This window comes from Methylobacter sp. sgz302048 (assembly GCF_052162025.1).
Classification (GTDB): domain Bacteria; phylum Pseudomonadota; class Gammaproteobacteria; order Methylococcales; family Methylomonadaceae; genus Methylobacter.
In genome coordinates, this window is record NZ_CP197401.1 from 3,174,085 (window position 1) to 3,190,007 (window position 15,923).

15 protein-coding genes are annotated in these 15,923 nt (G+C 52.6%); 7 read left to right on the forward strand and 8 right to left on the reverse strand.

Features of this window, described 5'->3' with window-relative positions; all coding sequences use genetic code 11:
* The first annotated feature begins 5 nt into the window (after nucleotides 1-5).
* From ACTNE6_RS14225 to ACTNE6_RS14235, 3 genes are read left to right on the forward strand one after another with little or no spacing between them, the layout of a single operon-like run.
* Nucleotides 6-887, forward strand: a complete 882-nt coding sequence (locus ACTNE6_RS14225) for a glycosyltransferase family 2 protein (RefSeq protein WP_442497208.1) — start codon at nucleotides 6-8, stop codon at nucleotides 885-887.
* Nucleotides 888-917: 30 nt separating this feature from the next.
* Nucleotides 918-2,120, forward strand: coding sequence for a glycosyltransferase (locus tag ACTNE6_RS14230; RefSeq protein ID WP_442497209.1), 1,203 nt, complete (start codon nucleotides 918-920; stop codon nucleotides 2,118-2,120).
* On the forward strand, nucleotides 2,113-3,054 hold the full coding sequence (locus ACTNE6_RS14235) for a glycosyltransferase family 2 protein (RefSeq protein ID WP_442497210.1): 942 nt from the start codon (nucleotides 2,113-2,115) through the stop codon (nucleotides 3,052-3,054). The genes ACTNE6_RS14230 and ACTNE6_RS14235 overlap by 8 nt, the downstream gene beginning before the upstream one ends.
* Nucleotides 3,055-3,466: 412 nt before the next feature.
* On the opposite strand, the gene ACTNE6_RS14240 is transcribed toward ACTNE6_RS14235, so the two are convergent.
* Complete coding sequence (locus ACTNE6_RS14240; protein ID WP_442497211.1) at nucleotides 3,467-4,207, reverse strand: TSUP family transporter; 741 nt, start codon at nucleotides 4,205-4,207, stop codon at nucleotides 3,467-3,469.
* A gap of 380 nt (nucleotides 4,208-4,587) precedes the next feature.
* The gene (locus ACTNE6_RS14245) at nucleotides 4,588-5,322 is read right to left on the reverse strand and encodes a hypothetical protein (protein WP_442497212.1); all 735 of its coding nucleotides are present in this window, start codon (nucleotides 5,320-5,322) and stop codon (nucleotides 4,588-4,590) included.
* 227 nt (nucleotides 5,323-5,549) lie between these two features.
* Here ACTNE6_RS14245 and ACTNE6_RS14250 point away from each other — a divergent pair, with 227 nt between their 5' ends.
* From ACTNE6_RS14250 to ACTNE6_RS14260, 3 genes are all read left to right on the forward strand, one after another.
* Complete coding sequence (locus tag ACTNE6_RS14250; RefSeq protein ID WP_442497213.1) at nucleotides 5,550-7,706, forward strand: amylo-alpha-1,6-glucosidase; 2,157 nt, start codon at nucleotides 5,550-5,552, stop codon at nucleotides 7,704-7,706.
* A 531-nt stretch (nucleotides 7,707-8,237) separates the two neighbouring features.
* Nucleotides 8,238-10,364 carry a S8 family peptidase gene (locus tag ACTNE6_RS14255; RefSeq protein WP_442497214.1) on the forward strand — a complete coding sequence of 709 codons (2,127 nt, stop codon included), beginning with the start codon at nucleotides 8,238-8,240 and terminating at the stop codon, nucleotides 10,362-10,364.
* Between the two features lie 21 nt (nucleotides 10,365-10,385).
* Nucleotides 10,386-11,108 carry a hypothetical protein gene (locus tag ACTNE6_RS14260; RefSeq protein WP_442497215.1) on the forward strand — a complete coding sequence of 241 codons (723 nt, stop codon included), beginning with the start codon at nucleotides 10,386-10,388 and terminating at the stop codon, nucleotides 11,106-11,108.
* Between the two features lie 242 nt (nucleotides 11,109-11,350).
* On the opposite strand, the gene ACTNE6_RS14265 is transcribed toward ACTNE6_RS14260, so the two are convergent.
* Together ACTNE6_RS14265 and ACTNE6_RS14270 are read right to left on the reverse strand one after the other, a co-directional pair.
* A complete protein-coding gene (locus ACTNE6_RS14265) occupies nucleotides 11,351-11,959 on the reverse strand; it encodes a nitroreductase family protein (protein ID WP_442497216.1) in 609 nt (202 codons plus the stop codon).
* 11 nt (nucleotides 11,960-11,970) lie between these two features.
* Nucleotides 11,971-12,669: a pirin family protein gene (locus ACTNE6_RS14270; RefSeq protein ID WP_442497217.1), complete on the reverse strand. Its 699-nt coding sequence runs from the start codon at nucleotides 12,667-12,669 to the stop codon at nucleotides 11,971-11,973.
* A 385-nt stretch (nucleotides 12,670-13,054) separates the two neighbouring features.
* Here ACTNE6_RS14270 and ACTNE6_RS14275 point away from each other — a divergent pair, with 385 nt between their 5' ends.
* The gene (locus ACTNE6_RS14275) at nucleotides 13,055-13,315 is read left to right on the forward strand and encodes a hypothetical protein (RefSeq protein ID WP_434485284.1); all 261 of its coding nucleotides are present in this window, start codon (nucleotides 13,055-13,057) and stop codon (nucleotides 13,313-13,315) included.
* A gap of 503 nt (nucleotides 13,316-13,818) precedes the next feature.
* Here the strand turns inward: ACTNE6_RS14275 and ACTNE6_RS14280 are convergent.
* From ACTNE6_RS14280 to ACTNE6_RS14295, 4 genes are all read right to left on the reverse strand, one after another.
* Entirely contained in the window at nucleotides 13,819-14,040 is a 222-nt protein-coding gene (locus tag ACTNE6_RS14280; protein WP_442497218.1) for a hypothetical protein, read from the reverse strand.
* A 9-nt stretch (nucleotides 14,041-14,049) separates the two neighbouring features.
* On the reverse strand, nucleotides 14,050-14,523 hold the full coding sequence (locus tag ACTNE6_RS14285) for a hypothetical protein (RefSeq protein ID WP_442497219.1): 474 nt from the start codon (nucleotides 14,521-14,523) through the stop codon (nucleotides 14,050-14,052).
* A 224-nt stretch (nucleotides 14,524-14,747) separates the two neighbouring features.
* On the reverse strand, nucleotides 14,748-14,954 hold the full coding sequence (locus ACTNE6_RS14290; RefSeq protein WP_442497220.1) for a C2H2-type zinc finger protein: 207 nt from the start codon (nucleotides 14,952-14,954) through the stop codon (nucleotides 14,748-14,750).
* A 397-nt stretch (nucleotides 14,955-15,351) separates the two neighbouring features.
* Nucleotides 15,352-15,855 carry a hypothetical protein gene (locus ACTNE6_RS14295; protein ID WP_442497221.1) on the reverse strand — a complete coding sequence of 168 codons (504 nt, stop codon included), beginning with the start codon at nucleotides 15,853-15,855 and terminating at the stop codon, nucleotides 15,352-15,354.
* Nucleotides 15,856-15,923: the final 68 nt, after the last annotated feature.

The window sequence follows — 15,923 nt, forward strand, 5'->3', positions numbered from 1 at the left end:
TCAATATGAAAGTTTCACTCGTTTTGGCAACGCTGGGAAGAGACCGCGAATTAGTTTCTTTTCTGGAGTCTTTACAGGCGCAGACCTATAAAGACTTTGAGCTGATCATTATCGACCAGAACAAGGACGGCAAAATTGATGCTATCGTCGAATCGTTCAAGGACTGCTTTCCGGTAAACCATATCAAAGTGAATTTTGCCGGCAACGCCAGGGCGAGAGATTATGGTATCGGCTTTGCCAAAGGCGGCATCATCGCCTTCCCTGATGACGATTGCGCCTATGATCAGGATGTGCTGAAAAATGTCGTATCCGAATTTGAAAGCCGCCCAGACCTCGCCATCCTGGTGGCGGGCTCGTATGACTTTGCATCCGACCGGTTCAGCATTGGCGTCAACAGTCCCAAAGCCCAATATTTTTCACGCTTTCACATGATGGGCGTCGAGTTTACGCAGTTTTTCAACATGAGCCGGATCGACCGCAGGCAGTTTTACATGGATCATGACTTCGGCATTGGCTCGAAATATTCCGGCGGCGAAGGCTTTGAGCTCCTGTATCGGCTGCTGCGCGCCGGCTGCACTGCTTTCTATACGCCGGACATCCGGATTTATCACGCCGACAAGGATCACTATAAGCTTGGCACCAGCCGGATGCTCATGTACTCCACCGGCGTTGGCGCTTACATTAGAAAATTCGCCAATCAGCTGGACGTGTTCATTCTGTACTACATCGTTCGCAAGATGTTCGTCGCGCCCGCCATCAAGATGCTGCTGGCCCTGGTTCTGCTGAACCCGAAAAAGCTGGCCTACTCTTTTTACAATTTCGTCGGCGTTTGGCGCGGGTTTCTGGCCTATCAAAGCCCCGAACGCGAGCCCCACAACAGTTTTTAATTATTCACAGACAGATTCAGGAAAACTATTATGAATGCAGGTATCGTTACCACGCATATACCTCCGGCCAAAGGTTACGGCGGCGTATCCGTCACAGCCAGCGTTTTGACCAAGGCCTGGGCGGAACGGGGGCACAGGATGGCGGTGGTTTCGTCCGACGAATCCATCGACGGCCGGCTGCGCCCTGAGCAGATACAGCTTGGCGAACAGGTGGAGGTCTATCTCTATCATTGCTATGGCTTCAGACGCTGGGGCTTCGGGCTCGGCGCCATTCCGGCCTTGTTCAAATTATGCCTGCGGGCGCCGGTCGTCTATATCCACGGCATCGCCACCTGGCCTTCCACGCTGGCGGCTGTTTTCTGCGTGCTGCTGCGCCGCCCGTTCATGGTTGCCGTGCATGGCGGCTTGATGCCTGAGCATGTCGATCTGATCCGTCGGCAGAAACCTCACAAATGGCTTTACTATAAATGGCTGACCTTTCCGACCTTGCGCCGGGCCATCGCCGTGCATTGCACCAGCGACACCGAGGCTGAAGGCGTGCGCAACGTGCTCGGCGAAGATGCCCGCATACTGCTGGTTCCCAATGGCATCGACAGCCGTGAAATTGAAGTGGCCCAACACCCGACCGGAGAAGGCATGAAGCTCTGCTTTCTCGGCCACATTCAGCAGGAAAAAGGCATCAACGCTTTTATCAGGGCCTGGCTGAAAGTCCGCCGGCCCGCCGATCGGCTGGTAGTCGCCGGCCGAAGCGTCGACGGCGACTATTTCGAAGAGTTTCAGGCGCTGGTCGAACAGGCGCAGGGCGCTATCACTTACCGGGGCTATCTGCAGCGCGATGAAGTCATGGATTTGCTGGCGTCCAGCCATTTTCTGGTGCTGCCTTCAGGGCTGGAAGAAGCCGGCGGCATGCGGGAGAACTTCGGCAATGTGGTGGCTGAAGCCCTGGCGGCGGGGCGCCCGGTTCTGGTGGCCAGAGGACTGGCCTGGGACCATATCGAATCTGCAGGCGCCGGCTTCATCTTCGATAGAAATGAAGCTTCGGTATGCGAGGTTCTGCGTAAAGCTCAAGCGCTGAACCTGCCGGAATGGCAACAGCTGTCATCCAATGGCCGGCAATACGTCGAGCAACAGCTCGATCCCGTCAAGCTGGGCGATCGGGTCTGGCAGGTGTTGACAAGGACTGGTCTTGGCCGTGCGCAGCAAAAACTGGCGGAGGGTTCATCGTATGAGTAAGATCGGCCTTATCGTCCCTACCCTGAATGCCGGCAAGCTTTGGCAATCCTGGCTTGAAGCGTTTGAACAACAAACCCGGAAACCGGACTACCTGCTGGTGATCGACTCTTCGTCCAACGACAATACCGCAGCTCTGGCGCGCGCCCATGGCTTTACCGTGAAAGTGATCGCCAAGGCCGATTTCAACCACGGCGGGACGCGCCAAATGGGCGTGGAGATGATGCCGGATGCCGAAATCATCGTGTTCCTGACGCAGGATGCCTTATTGGCCAACCCCGATGCCATCGAGCAGCTATTAGCCGTATTCGAGAATAAGCGGGTCGGCGCGGCTTATGGACGCCAGCTTCCGCATCGGAATGCCGGGCCGATTGCCGCCCATGCCCGTCTTTTCAATTATCCGCCGGAGAGCCAGCTGCGCGGTCTGGAAGACCGGGCACGTTTTGGCATTAAAACGGCCTTTATTTCCAATTCCTTCGCCGCCTATCGGCGCAGCACGCTGACCCATGTGGGCGGGTTCCCTGTCGACACTATCATGAATGAAGACACGCATGTGGCCGGGCAAATGTTGGCGGCCGGCTGGCAAATCGCTTATTGCGCCGAAGCCCAAGTGTTTCATTCTCACAACTACCATTTTATGGATGAATTCAAGCGCTACTTCGATATCGGCGTTTTCCATACTCATACGCCGTGGCTCCAGCAGTTATTTGGCGGCGCATCCGGCGAAGGGCGGCGCTATGTCATATCGGAGATGCGTTATCTGCTGAAAAAAGCGCCGTGGCTGATTCCTTCCGCCGTGCTGCGAACGATGCTCAAGTGGCTAGGATTCAAGATGGGCGGCTCCCTGCCTCGGGCCGTCAGCCAGTACCTCAGTCTGCATCGCTCTTATTGGCTTACCATCCTGCCGGACTCTGAGGCAAAATTGAAACAAATGTAGACAACGCCCGTATTGCAGGTAGAGTTATCCTGCTAAAGCTATAAACAGCTGGTATTACGCATGAGCGGTTTCATCCCATTTGCCGCGCCGAGCACCGCAGCTTTCGGCGAGAACAGCCCGCAGGGGCGCTGCATGGATGCAGCGCGTTGCCAGAGGGCCAAGGATGGCCCTTCTGGCAACCCTCGGCGAAAGCGAGAAGCGCAGGAAACAAGCGGCAACCGGGCGGCCTTTTCTTTGGTTACTTTCTTTTGGCCGCGCAAAAGAAAGTAACTCGCCTTCGGGTGCGATAAACCCGATTAAATAAAACCGTCGCGCTAGCGACACTTTGATTAAATCTCAACTAACTGCGTAACATCAGTTAACAGTTTATAAGCAGGATGCCCTTCAGATAGCTGGCCTTTCCGGGATTGTTTCAGATCCATAAGTTCCATAACCCCAAAGCGCTGACAATCACCAGACCGCCGCCAATCCAGCGCTTAAACAGCAAGTCATTGCGCATAATGGCGTCATGCGCTTTCAGCCCCAGCATATGTCCGACAGCGGCAATCGGTATCAGCGTCAGCGCAGCCAGAAAATGTAAATCAACCGACAGGGCGACGAAGGTCGTCATTTTGATGCTGACCAGGATAAACCATAGTACAAACAAGGTATCGCGCAATTGCTCCCTGCTGACATTGCGCATGTATACGGCCACCATCAAGGGGGCGCCGGTCAGAGACGTTCCGGCGATATAGCCGCCCAAGATTAACAGCAGCTTGTCCACCCAGTTCCGGCGGCTTTCGATGGCGCGGTTGAACAGCCATGTCAAACCATAAAACAAGGTGATTGAATAAATGAACACGTTCAGCCACAAGGTCGGCAGGTTCACCAATCCGAATACGCCTATGATGGCCGGAGGAATAATATAAATCGAAGACTGCCGCAAATACCGCCAGTCGACATTATGCAGGCGGGTACGCAATGTTAAACCGGAAAAAAACAGTAAATGCGTACTGATGATAGGCAGCCATAAGAGGGGATCATTGTGTACGAACAGCATCAGCGGCAAACCTAATGCGGCGCCGCCAAAACCAAGGCCAGTCCTTATAAAGCCAGCCCAGACAAACAATACGGCGATGACCAGCGTTTGATCAAGCGAGAAATCGAGTAACATAGTTCAAAAATTATAAAACGGCGCTCAACAATTACCGGTTTTCAGTGTCCGCTTTATCAATCTTTTTATTTCTCGGATAATTCACGGCCATTCAGGTCGCGCTAGTTTAGCAAGAAGTGAACCCAAATAATACTGACACTGACAGTCTCAGTTCGGCCAGAAGCGCTCTGTCAAAAAAATTGCTTCAATATCGGCAAAGGCCTTTAAAAGCGGCTATTTAATGCCGCGCTAATTTTTTAAACTTATAAATTGATGTTGTACATGGACGATTTTATCCCGTTTGCCGCGCCGAGCACCGCAGCTTTTAGCGGCGGTAGGCTGGGTTTCCGCTAAAACTCCACCCCAGCCTACACAAGCTGTTCCCAACTATCTGACTTGGTTTATTCCCGATAAACAGGGGCTTGAGGGTAACCTTGTTGTTGCGGGTAACTCTGTTGTTGGGGATAGCCTTGTTGCTGCGGATAGCCCTGTTGTTGAGGATATCCTGGTTGTTGCGGATAGCCTTGTTGCTGGGGATAATATCCTGGCTGTTGCGGGTAGCCCTGTTGTTGGGGATAGCCTTGTTGCTGAGGGTAATATTCTTGCTGTTGCGGGTATCCCTGTTGCTGCGGATAACCTTGTTGTTGGGGCTGTTGATAACCATAAGGTCTGGTCGGCGGCAGTCTGCTACCCGTGATCACTTTTTTCAGGTAGCCTTTTTGCTGCATGCAGCTATCGATTTGATTTGCCGGAATCAAGGCCTTGGTCGCTACATCGATAAGGATACTCATCATATCCTGGCTTGCCGGGCCTTCATCAGCTGTGCTGGCTTGATCCTCGCAGTCTGCAGTTTCACTGGGATCGGCAAGATAGCCGTCGCGGTCAACCCATATTGTTCTTTGTTTAGGTGCGGCATAGGCGGATGTTAATCCAGCCGAGGCCATAACGGTTAACAGCAGACCGGCTGCTTTTAAATAATGACCACGGTGTAGAATGGGTGCATGATTCTTAGAAATCAAATTCATGGTGAGCTCTTTATGTTTAAACCAAAACAGTAATTTTCCGACTAATCGCTGAAGTACAGATAGAATATAGTATAAAGCAATGGGTTCTGGATGCTCTATCGTCAAATCCAAATTGTGTGAGACCGGGACAGTGGCCGAGCGCGCCGATTGGCTGAATTACCCGCATCGCCTCCGCGAAAGCTACGAACGCCTGGCTTGAAGCGGGAGTTCCCAAACAGATTCTAAGAAAACAAGCTCATAACGCACGCCAATAAAGAAGAATGCCCAAATGGGCGGCATGAACCTGCCTGAATCCGCCAGGTCCAATTGCATGCTTTCCTCTTTGTGGAGACAGTTCAATGGCTCTGGAAATCACGGTCGGCCCTCCCGTCATCACCATCAATTATGGCAATACCTTCCTGGTCTCCGAATTCGACGGTTCCATCACGAATGCTTCCGACCAGGGACTCTATTCCCGGGATACCCGCTACATCAGCCACCATCAACTCTACATCGATGGTCAGCCGTGGACCCTCCTGAACTCAGCAGAGGTCACTTATTACGCGTCGCGGACCTACCTCGTGAATCCCAGGGTTGTCACGGAGCATGGCGAAATTGCGCCGGCAATCCTGGGGCTCGCTTTGAGCCGCGTCATAGCTGAAGGGCTGCACGAGGACATCGATATCCGGAACTACAGTTGCCAGCCTTTGCACTTCAATCTCGAGATCCTGATTCGCTCCGATTTTGCCGATATCTTCGAAGTCAAAGCCAAGGAATTTACGCGCAGGGGGCACATCGAAACCGAATGGCAGAGCGATTCCCAGCAGTTGATCACCCGCTATTCCCACGACGATTTTCAGAGATCTTTCATCGTGAGGATGGAGCACTGTACCTCAAAGGCCATATACGGCAACGGCCGCATCAATTTCGTGGTGGATCTCCCGCCCGGCGGCAATTGGCATACCTGCTGCAAATACGAGATCCTCGAAGACAACTTCCTCCATGTGGCGCCAAAGGAATGCGCCCATGCGCTTTATCGGTCCCAAACCGCCCACAATCTCTCGCGCTGGAAGCAGGTCACCACTCAGATCACCACTTCGAACGAAGATTTTTATCGACTGTATCGGCAATCCGTCGAAGACATGGCGGCACTGCGCCTGCCCCGTGGTGGTGAGCATCGGCACGAGATACTCGCGGCGGCCGGAGTGCCCTGGTTTGTCAGTGTTTTCGGCCGTGACAGCCTGATCGTGAGCCTGCAGAACCTGATCGTATATCCGGATTTCGCCCGCGGTACGCTGCAGCGTCTGGCGGATCTTCAAGCGACCGAAATCGACGATTACCGGGACGCCGAACCCGGCAAGATGCCCCACGAGCTTCGCTCCGGCGAGTTGGCGCATTTCAGGCGCATACCGCACACGCCTTATTACGGCACGGCCGATGCGACCATCCTGTATCTGATCGCGCTGCATGAAGCCTGGAAATGGCTGGGCGATGATCTGCTTTTCCCCCATTACGAAGACGTGGTACGGCGGTGCCTGGAGTGGATCGATCATTACGGCGACCGCGACGGTGACGGCTTCCAGGAATATCAGACCCGTTCCGCGCGCGGCTACGAAAACATGGGCTGGAAGGACGCCGGCGATGCCGTGGTCTATCCGGACGGCTCGCTGGTCAAAGGGCCGAAAGCCTTGTGCGAGCTTCAAGGCTATGTTTTCGATGCCAAGCTTCGGGCCGCGGATGGGGCGGAATACTTCGGCCATGCCGAGCACGCCGCACGGCTGCGGAAAGAAGCCTCCGAGCTGCAGAGTCGCTTTGAGGAGCAGTTCTGGTGCGAGGATCTCGGCTACTACGCCTATGCCCTGGACGGCGACAAGCGACAAGTCAAGACGATCGCATCCAATCCCGGCCATCTGCTCTGGAGCGGCATCGTGCGCCCGGAGCGCGCCGAACAGGTGGTCCGGCGGCTGCTCAAGCCCGACCTGTGGAGCGGCTGGGGCATTCGCACGCTCTCCGAGAGAAACCCGGCCTACAACCCGTTCTCTTATCAAAATGGTTCGGTGTGGCCGCACGACAACGGGATCATCGCCATGGGCTTCAAGCGCTACGGATTTGCGAAAGAAGCGGGAATGATCGCCCGCGATATCAGCGAAGCCGCCAGTTACTTCAGGTTCCATCGCCTGCCGGAACTGTATGCGGGCATCCGGCGGAGGTCCGGGACTTTCCCGGTCCAGTACCTCGGCGCCAATGTGCCTCAGGCCTGGGCCGCAGGCAGCGTGTTTCATCTGATTCGTGCCATCCTGGGGCTCGATGCCGACGCCCACAAGAAGACGCTCTACATCGATCCGGTGCTGCCTGACTGGCTGCCGGACATCACCCTTCGTCAGCTGCGGGTGGGCCAGGCAACCGTCGATATCCGCTTTTGGCGCGAAGGGGAAGCGACCCGGCATGACGTACTCGCCGTCACAGGTGAGCTGAAGGTGGAAGCGCGCGAAACTCCCGGCCTGAAAGAAGATTGAACTCACTGCGTGTACCTGGGTACCTGCGTGCATGAACCGAGCGTCCTCAGGGCGGATCATCGAGCCGTTGTTTTCAATGCTGATACAAGCGCCTCTGTTTTTGCGTGTCAATCAATCGTTAACTCTATATAAACAATAAAAGAACGCTAGACGATCCATTAGTTACTTTTTCTGACTAATAAAGCCTGCTTCGCGTACTGGATGCAGCAGTCATTCGCGTCACCAGCCGCCATTTCGATCAATACGCTCAATATAGAGATCGAACTGCCCATAGGGGATTGCGTGCTTTCTTTCAAATCAGTGGGATAACACAGCATAGCCGCATAACTGACCGGCATAAACGGGAAATTCTTGACCTTAAAAATTGTGCAGGCTGAAATCATATGTTAGAGTGCGCCCCCTGCTGCGTACCTTACTTACTAGGCTGGTTTCTTCCGGCCTGCTGGCTGTTCTGGTTTTCTCGCCGCAGTTCATACTGGCTAGTATGAAAATAATTTAAGATCTTACTTTAATGGAATAATAAAAATAACCATGTTTGAATCAAAAACAACAGCCATATTGGCGCTGCCTACTTTGCTTGCGACGCCTATTGCCTTTGGCGCTCAATCCGACCCTGCCGACTATGCAAGATTGCTCAACGAAGCGCATTCCAAAGGTGCGGTTCGCGTCTTGGTGACGCTGGATAACTCGGTAACGCTGGAAAGAATGAAAAATGACTTGGCATCCGTAAACGCAGAAACAGAAGCGAAAGCGGAAGCCTTGTTAGCAGAACTGGGGCAAGATGCGATGACGTCGGGATATTGGAACAACGGCATCGGCCAAGTGGGGGTTTATGTCAATGCAAAAGGTCTTAGCGTTCTGGCGAACAGCACTAACGCGATAGATTTCTCGCCCGATGTCACGCAGGCCTACCGGATTCGAGCTTATGGCTCCGACGGCAGCCTCGACGCCATCGAATCCATTATCAATGAAAAAGGCTTTGCCGTTGTTGAAGTGTTTCTGAACATCGATGAAGGCGACTACGATATCGACAAAAACGGCAAGACCGTGTTCCGGCCTTCACCGGAACTGTCAGACCAGATCGCCAGGCGCCTGAATAATATCAATGCGCATCCTGTTGCCCGGACCTTCAAAAACTATGACGCCAGTCCGTCCCGGGCGCCTGCGCCCAGCCCGAGTTTTCGGGCGAGAATTGACAAAAATGCGTTTTATGAACTGCGTGAAAGCAAGGACGTAAGGGCAATCAAGCCGATAGGCTTTGTTGATGCCCGTCCGGCCCAATGGCCGGCTGATGTACTGAAATCCGCACAAGCCGACGGATCGGCCGAGGTTATCATTACACTGCGCGGCGGCGCCATTTTTTCCGCAAAGGCCGGCTTCATGTCGCCCCAAGCGTTAAAGGCTCAAGCCGACGCCAATCAGCGAGCCTTTGATGATATATTGGCCGATGCCGATACATCGTCAACGTCCGCAATTGTGGCAAGCTATGCCGCAACCGGGGCTATTCATGCACGTGTCCCATACGACGTCTTAGCGCGGTTGTATAAAAATGCCGATCCTAGAATTCTCAGCATCGAATTGAACCGGCCTGTCGCCGAGGCGATGCTGACCGACAGCACTGGATTAATGAATATGCAATCGGCATGGAACGCCGGGTATCGCGCTGCCGGGCAGAAAATTATCGTCGTGGACAGCGGCATACGAAAAAATCACGAACTCTTCAAAATGAATGGCGTGACCAAGGTCACCTATGAAGCTTGCTTCGGCACGGATAGCAGTGATGGTTATCGTTCGATCTGCCCCAGCAAGGATGTCAAAGGCGACAGCCCATTAGGCCTGGCCGGCTCCGGAGAGCCGTATGCAGACGTGACAACCTGTGCTTCTTTGGCCGCAGCTACTGATCATCATGATTGTTCGCACGGCACGCATGTCGCAGGCATCGCGGCAGGCCGCCAAAGCCCCTATATTTCGCCATCGAGCCTTCAAGGCGTTGCACCCGACGCTGAATTGATCTCAGCTCAAGTGTTCTCGTATGATAAAACGAACTTAAAGGCAGGATCATTTAATGGAGACATTCAGGCTGTCCTCGACGCCGTATTATCGGCCACGACGCCTGACACGAACAATCCTTATGTGGTCAACATGAGCCTTGGCGGAGGAATCTACTCTAAAGATTGTGGCAACGGTTTGTCGGCCGTTATAGAGAGCTTGACTTCTCGGGGAGTTCCAGTCGTGGTCGCTACCGGGAACGATGGGAGCCGCAATGGAATCAGTTGGCCAGCCTGTACCCCTCATACTATTAAGGTAAGCTCCGTTGTTAACGACACAAATGGTACAGCTCTTGCTGGATTTGCAAACATCGGCGATCCTGCCCTCTACAAGGGACCAATCCTGTTGACTCCGGGTGGCGGAGGGGGATCATTGATCAGATCTGCGGATCGCGCTTCGACTACCGCCACCAAACAACTGCAGGGCACATCGCAAGCAGCCCCGCACGCTGCCGGTGTGTATGCCGCCATCAAGGCCGCCGTTCCCGGCATCAGCGTCGCAGATGCCACGGCCTGGATCGTTACCACGGGCAGCATCCCTGTTACCTACAGCTTGCCCGCACCCGTCGGCATCCAAACTTATCGGCGGATTCGTATCCCCAATTTCTAATATTATCCGGAGACATAAATAATGAAACGCTTTATCCGACACGCGCTATTGTGCGGCGCATCCGCAGCCTGTCTGCTTGGTGCCCCCTTTTCGCAGGCCGAAACCGGGGCGCCGGAACTTGAGTCCATAGGTGCCGCGCAATATGTGGAAAATACCATGAAATTCTCGGAGCCGGGACAGTATTGTTTTGAACAAACAACTCTGCGAGGCGCGCCCGACAAAACCATTCTGGATCATCATCTGCTCATACCGCCGGAAGACCACTTAAAAACCGGGGACGTATTCGTCGGCTTTCGCCGCAATAGCCAGCCTGATGCGTTATGGCTATACAATGGTTCTACATGGGTTGCTGCTGACGATAATCAGTACCCATACTCCAAGGCCTTTATAATTTCATCAAAACTGGAATCGGTCATACCGACGAGCATTTCCTATTATGCCCCGATAGATGTGGCCGAGTTCGCCGGGGACGGGGAAATATGGGTAGGTTATGGGTTAAGGAAGGACGCGGAAGCGACCGAAGAGGATTCGTTTCAGGACATGATCAGCAACCGGCGCTATTACCGGGTGTGGCAAATAGGCGGTTCAGTGGATAGGCAATCAGTGATCTGCTTGCCCGTCACTCAGATGACGGTAGGGACAAGCTCTAGCGATATTATTATGCCGGGTGAGAAACAGCCTCAGCCTCCTATTCCGCCGAAAGCATACTTGGCAATCGTCCCAGTTACGCCGACAACCCCATAAAAATAGCTAACCAGCCGAGCGGCTGATTTTTTGAAGGCTGCTTCCCAAGCGGGCCGGAGTTTGCACCCCGGCCCGCCCCAATTTCTAATAGTATCCGGAGACATAAATTCAGATATAAAACCGTTGGTATTCGCGGAGAAACGACCCGGCGTAAAAGAAGCCTGAACACGCGTCAGGATCAATCGCCTTCCTTTTGGCCGCTCAAATCAGCTTTATCCTCCATATCGGAGCCCAGTGATTCGCTATTTGCCGATCTCGGTCGGTTCAGCCCAGGCGTTCTCGAAAACGAAGGCGCTGATTGGACGCCGCGAGCGCGGCGTGCGGTCCCGCTCCTGAAGCGCCTCCGGGAGATTACCGCCATCGCCCAGATAGCCGATGGCGATTGCGGTCAGAGGCTCGGCCCCTTCGGGTACCCCGTACAGCTCGCGCACCCGCTCCGGAACGATACCGATCATCTGGTGAACGAACAGTCCGCGGGCCGTGGCTTCCACACACAGATTCCCCGCCGCGAGGCCGAGATCATGCAGCGCCGCCTTGTTCGGCTTGCCGTTTCTCAGAAACGCGAGCATCGCGACTCCGATGAGGAGAACGGGCGCATGCTGCGCCCACACCTGGTTGCCCTCGACCAGACAGGACAGAAGCTTCGCAAACGCTTCCGGCTGCGACCGGCGCGCCAGCAGGTAGCGCCAAGGCTGCTCGTTGTAGGAGGACGGCGCCCAGCGCACGGCCTCGAGGATGGAGAGCAGGTCTTCCGTGGCGACGTCCCGGTCGGCGAAACCGTAAGGGCTCCATCTCTTCGCCAATGATTCTTCGATCGGGTAGTCGGTATGGGCCTCTTTGTCTTGGGTCATCGTCGTCACTCCTATCCAAGGTCAAACACCAGCAGTTCGGCCTCACTGTCGGCCGTCATCTCCGCCTGTGGCTCATCGCTGAGGGCGGCGCCGTCGCCTTCCTGCAGGGAAAGGCCGTTCAGGCGAATGCGGCCGCGGATCACCTGCACCCAGGCATGGCGTCCCCCGGCAAACTCATGGGTCACGGACTGACCGTTCTCCAAGACGGCGGCATACAGCTCCGCGTCCTGATGCATGCGCAAGGAGCCGTCCCGGCCGTCCGGGGAGACAATCAGCCGCAGGCCATTGCGCCGCGCCTCGACCGGGAAGTGGCGCTGTTCATAGGCTGGCGCGAGCCCCTGCTCGTCGGGAAGAATCCAGATCTGGAGGAAATGAACGAGGTCTTCGCTCGAGGGATTGTACTCGCTGTGCGTGACTCCAGTGCCCGCACGCATGAGCTGAACGTCCCCGGGGCGGATCACCGAGCCGTTGCCCAGGCTGTCCCGATGCTCTAGCGCACCGTCCAGCACGTAGCTGATGATCTCCATATCCCGGTGAGAGTGGGTGCCGAATCCCTGCCCCGGCTGGACCCGGTCCTCGTTGATGACCCGCAGCGTCCGAAAGCCCTGGTGCTGCGGATCGTAATACTGGCCGAAAGAGAACGTGTGATAGCTCTCCAGCCAACTAAGACGGGAGCGCCCTCGCTCGCCAGCTTTCCGGATCTGAATCATCGCCAGCCCTCCACTTGGTGAACTAATTGACTGATAGACTTCGAACCGGCAAAAATTATCCATCATGTATTTGGGGATTGCTGTAGATAGAGTTACGGGCAAATAACGTTGGACTTCGAACGATCGCTTCCTGAAAGACAATCGGGCCATTTCGAAAAGACGGATACTTGGCCGGAAAACAGTCATTCAAAGCCGCACACAATGTCATGTGCGAAGGTTGTAAAGAGTTGCATTGAGATTCAGGGAATGATAGAAAGTTTTTTGTAGATGAATAAAACCATCTATATCTAAGTCTAATCGCTTGAGCATTCAAAGCCATATCGAAAAAATGTTCAAACTTTATCTCAAAGATTAATAATTACTAATAAAACCGAGGAGATCTAGAATGAAAAAACTTCTGTTAGCAATGACTGCATTGGCTTTAGTTGTCTTAATGCCATCCCTATCAATCGCTGGCGAATCAGATAGTTGCAAAGGTTGTCATAATGGTTCGGTTTCTCCAAGCTTTGACACTTTAAAAAGTAAATACAAAACTGTTGATGAATTAGTCGCAGCTGCTAAAAATTCTAAAAATGACATGATGAAACCCGTCCAAGCCAATGAAGCCAAATTAAAAGCGGCTGCCGAAGAAATCATGAAACAATAGGCTGAATCAGCCAGCCTGATAAATCATAAAAGCGGGTATAAGCTTAAGGAAATCTCGAAAATCTGTGCTTTTGGATTAAAAAATTCCAAAAGCGGCCTTCTGTTCAATGTTTTTCAATATCCGGTTTATGTTTTTGGCCCAAAATGCAGGCTTCGCGCATTTTGGGCCAAAAACATAAACCAGTCATTTCAGCGATTGCCGACAAAGACCACTAAAAGTCGATTTTTGCTGTAGCGCGACGGGGTTTCCAACCCCGCTGCTTACCTTGCCTTTCGTGAAGCCAGCAATGGCCAACTGCATGAAACATTACAGACGGGGCAACAAGCCCCGTCTGGCTTTAGGAATTACAACCCACCGTACGCGCTATATGAACTGCATTGATCGCAAACGATGCGCTTCATGTCTCGGCAACTGCTCCTGCGTTGCTCTACCTCCTGCGTCCATGCAGTCGTCAGCGCACCTACATACTTGATGTGGCAACCTATGTGCCTCCTTCAAGGCAATTACCCAGATATTAGTTGCTCATAGGGTGGAAGGTTAAGCACATTAACTGCCAATTTGTTATAAGCTGCTTCAAGATTTTCAGCAGCTCTTTGTCGCTCCTCCAATAGTTCGTACTCCTCTGGTTCGGCGTCGCCGCTCTGTATAGCCTCTCGAAGAGCGCGAATTTCAGCAGCAACAGCTTGAATGGAAACAATTAATGCTTCAATGCTAATCTCTGGCATGCTCACTCCTTACATTGAATTGATTTTTGCCAATTCACATTGACGAACAACCGCAGCCCGTGCCATGTTATTCAGATAACCTTTCATTGTGGGGATGGTCATTCTGGTTTTGCACTCAATTTGATAATGATAACCCTTTAAATCTGGGTTGTAAGGACTGGTTTTTTCTTTTTGATCTTTTCGAATCACCAACTCATCGCTATATTCTGTGCCTTCTGGAATCCAGAAGTCGTGATTTGGAAACCAATGTGGAACATTGTGTAAGGACGTTCCGCCACCGGGCAGGACCTCCGGCTCACTTTGACCTGTTACAACATCAACATCCGCTTTGCTCGTCACCATGCGGCCAAGTTTTTTGCTGAAATATTCTGTGGACTCCCAACGAGGGTCGAGTACTCCATCGCCAGGATAAGTTCCAGTCTTAATGCTTTTAAACGATTTATCCATTACAGAGCGATAAAGATCACATTCCGTTTTAGCCATTGTCATCTCCATTCAGTTATAAATATTTCTAACTACAACGCTACAACTACAAAAAGCCTAACGACCAAGCTCACCAGCGGCAATGGAGCATAACGGAATTGTCGCTGGTGCAGTGTCTTGCTGGGCGGCGTCATAGGTTTCTATAAAAACATCAATAGATCCAAGAAAAGAAAACCAACAGGTGCGTTCGCAACAGCAATTCTTCCCACTTTGAGATATTGCTGTCAGGGCTCTTGTTCTCCTGCATGCGCCCGAATGTGATGCGCTCCGAGAGCTTCTTCGGTGTTGAAGCGCTGACCGCATCGGCTGCACTTGTGTTTGAATTCTCCTTCCGGGGAAACAAACTCCCCGCCGCATACATTTCGGTGTTCCCTGAGGTCATCCCTATTGTCGAACACCGCCCCGCATTGCGGACATGCCATCTGTGCCATGACTAGCCTCCTTTGTGATGTTTTGTGAACCCTGAGGGTTCTCAGGTTTGCATTTCTTTACAGTCGCCCGACAAATTATTGTCCAGGTCCGGTTAACATATGTCCTTTTACAGTTTACTGTCAAGGATGAGCTTGAGTACCAGATTTTCTAAACGGTTTAACTACATTTTATGCATGATAAACGGTCCGGGATAATTCTAAAGCCACATTTTGAATGACCGAAATATCGCCCTGAAATGACATTTAAAAAACGCTATGCATAGACGGCTTAGGATCGAACTGAAACGGCCGCTATCAGGCTCAATCTAAACCAGCATTTAGAAATGCCAGATCAAATCCAGTTTTTTCAAACAATCATTCATTTGCATTTTGCCCCGAAATAAAGAGTATTCACCTCTTATGTTGCGCGACGCACCAGATAAAGCTGTTTATGGCCGCCTTTACTGTATTTTTCCGCCACCCATTTGGCTGAACTCTCAAGATGAAAGCGCTTCATTTCAATTTCATTGGCATTGGCATTGGCATCTATCCTGTAAAGCAGAAACTTTGGTTCCGACAAAAATTCCGTAACCCAGCGCATGTCTTTTCCAGTGATGTTTAATAGCTCGCATACATAAGTCAAAACAAGGCCGGGATCTTCTTCGTGGCTGTAAACCTGAGCTATTACGCCCGGTTCTTTGTTGCTCTTTGATGCAACCCCTCGCATGAATACTTCTTTGCCGTCGATAGAAATAAATGCCCGGTAGCAATTTCCCAAACCATGTTCTGTATATTCCTCAAAACACTGTCCGATGCATGCTTCAATTTCCTCAACAGATAACGGCAGTTCAGCCAGTTTCAGAGGACTGGCCTCTTCGCTTTGCGTCCATTTTTCAATGTTGATGATTTTGGCTGTTTTCATATTGCAACATAGCGATTTGCTGGTATAAGCCGTTGGTGTTTAGTGCAAATACCCGCAAGGGGCACAAG

What these genes read in the sequence shown, in the direction of transcription:
- ACTNE6_RS14225 (WP_442497208.1), top strand. Translation starts at nt 6, where the DNA reads ATGAAAGTTTCACTCGTTTTGGCAACGCTGGGAAGAGACCGCGAATTA.
- ACTNE6_RS14230 (WP_442497209.1), top strand. Translation starts at nt 918, where the DNA reads ATGAATGCAGGTATCGTTACCACGCATATACCTCCGGCCAAAGGTTAC.
- ACTNE6_RS14235 (WP_442497210.1), top strand. Translation starts at nt 2,113, where the DNA reads ATGAGTAAGATCGGCCTTATCGTCCCTACCCTGAATGCCGGCAAGCTT.
- ACTNE6_RS14240 (WP_442497211.1), bottom strand. Translation starts at nt 4,207, where the DNA reads ATGTTACTCGATTTCTCGCTTGATCAAACGCTGGTCATCGCCGTATTG.
- ACTNE6_RS14250 (WP_442497213.1), top strand. Translation starts at nt 5,550, where the DNA reads ATGGCTCTGGAAATCACGGTCGGCCCTCCCGTCATCACCATCAATTAT.
- ACTNE6_RS14255 (WP_442497214.1), top strand. Translation starts at nt 8,238, where the DNA reads ATGTTTGAATCAAAAACAACAGCCATATTGGCGCTGCCTACTTTGCTT.
- ACTNE6_RS14260 (WP_442497215.1), top strand. Translation starts at nt 10,386, where the DNA reads ATGAAACGCTTTATCCGACACGCGCTATTGTGCGGCGCATCCGCAGCC.
- ACTNE6_RS14265 (WP_442497216.1), bottom strand. Translation starts at nt 11,959, where the DNA reads ATGACCCAAGACAAAGAGGCCCATACCGACTACCCGATCGAAGAATCA.
- ACTNE6_RS14270 (WP_442497217.1), bottom strand. Translation starts at nt 12,669, where the DNA reads ATGATTCAGATCCGGAAAGCTGGCGAGCGAGGGCGCTCCCGTCTTAGT.
- ACTNE6_RS14275 (WP_434485284.1), top strand. Translation starts at nt 13,055, where the DNA reads ATGAAAAAACTTCTGTTAGCAATGACTGCATTGGCTTTAGTTGTCTTA.
- ACTNE6_RS14280 (WP_442497218.1), bottom strand. Translation starts at nt 14,040, where the DNA reads ATGCCAGAGATTAGCATTGAAGCATTAATTGTTTCCATTCAAGCTGTT.
- ACTNE6_RS14285 (WP_442497219.1), bottom strand. Translation starts at nt 14,523, where the DNA reads ATGGCTAAAACGGAATGTGATCTTTATCGCTCTGTAATGGATAAATCG.
- ACTNE6_RS14290 (WP_442497220.1), bottom strand. Translation starts at nt 14,954, where the DNA reads ATGGCACAGATGGCATGTCCGCAATGCGGGGCGGTGTTCGACAATAGG.
- ACTNE6_RS14295 (WP_442497221.1), bottom strand. Translation starts at nt 15,855, where the DNA reads ATGAAAACAGCCAAAATCATCAACATTGAAAAATGGACGCAAAGCGAA.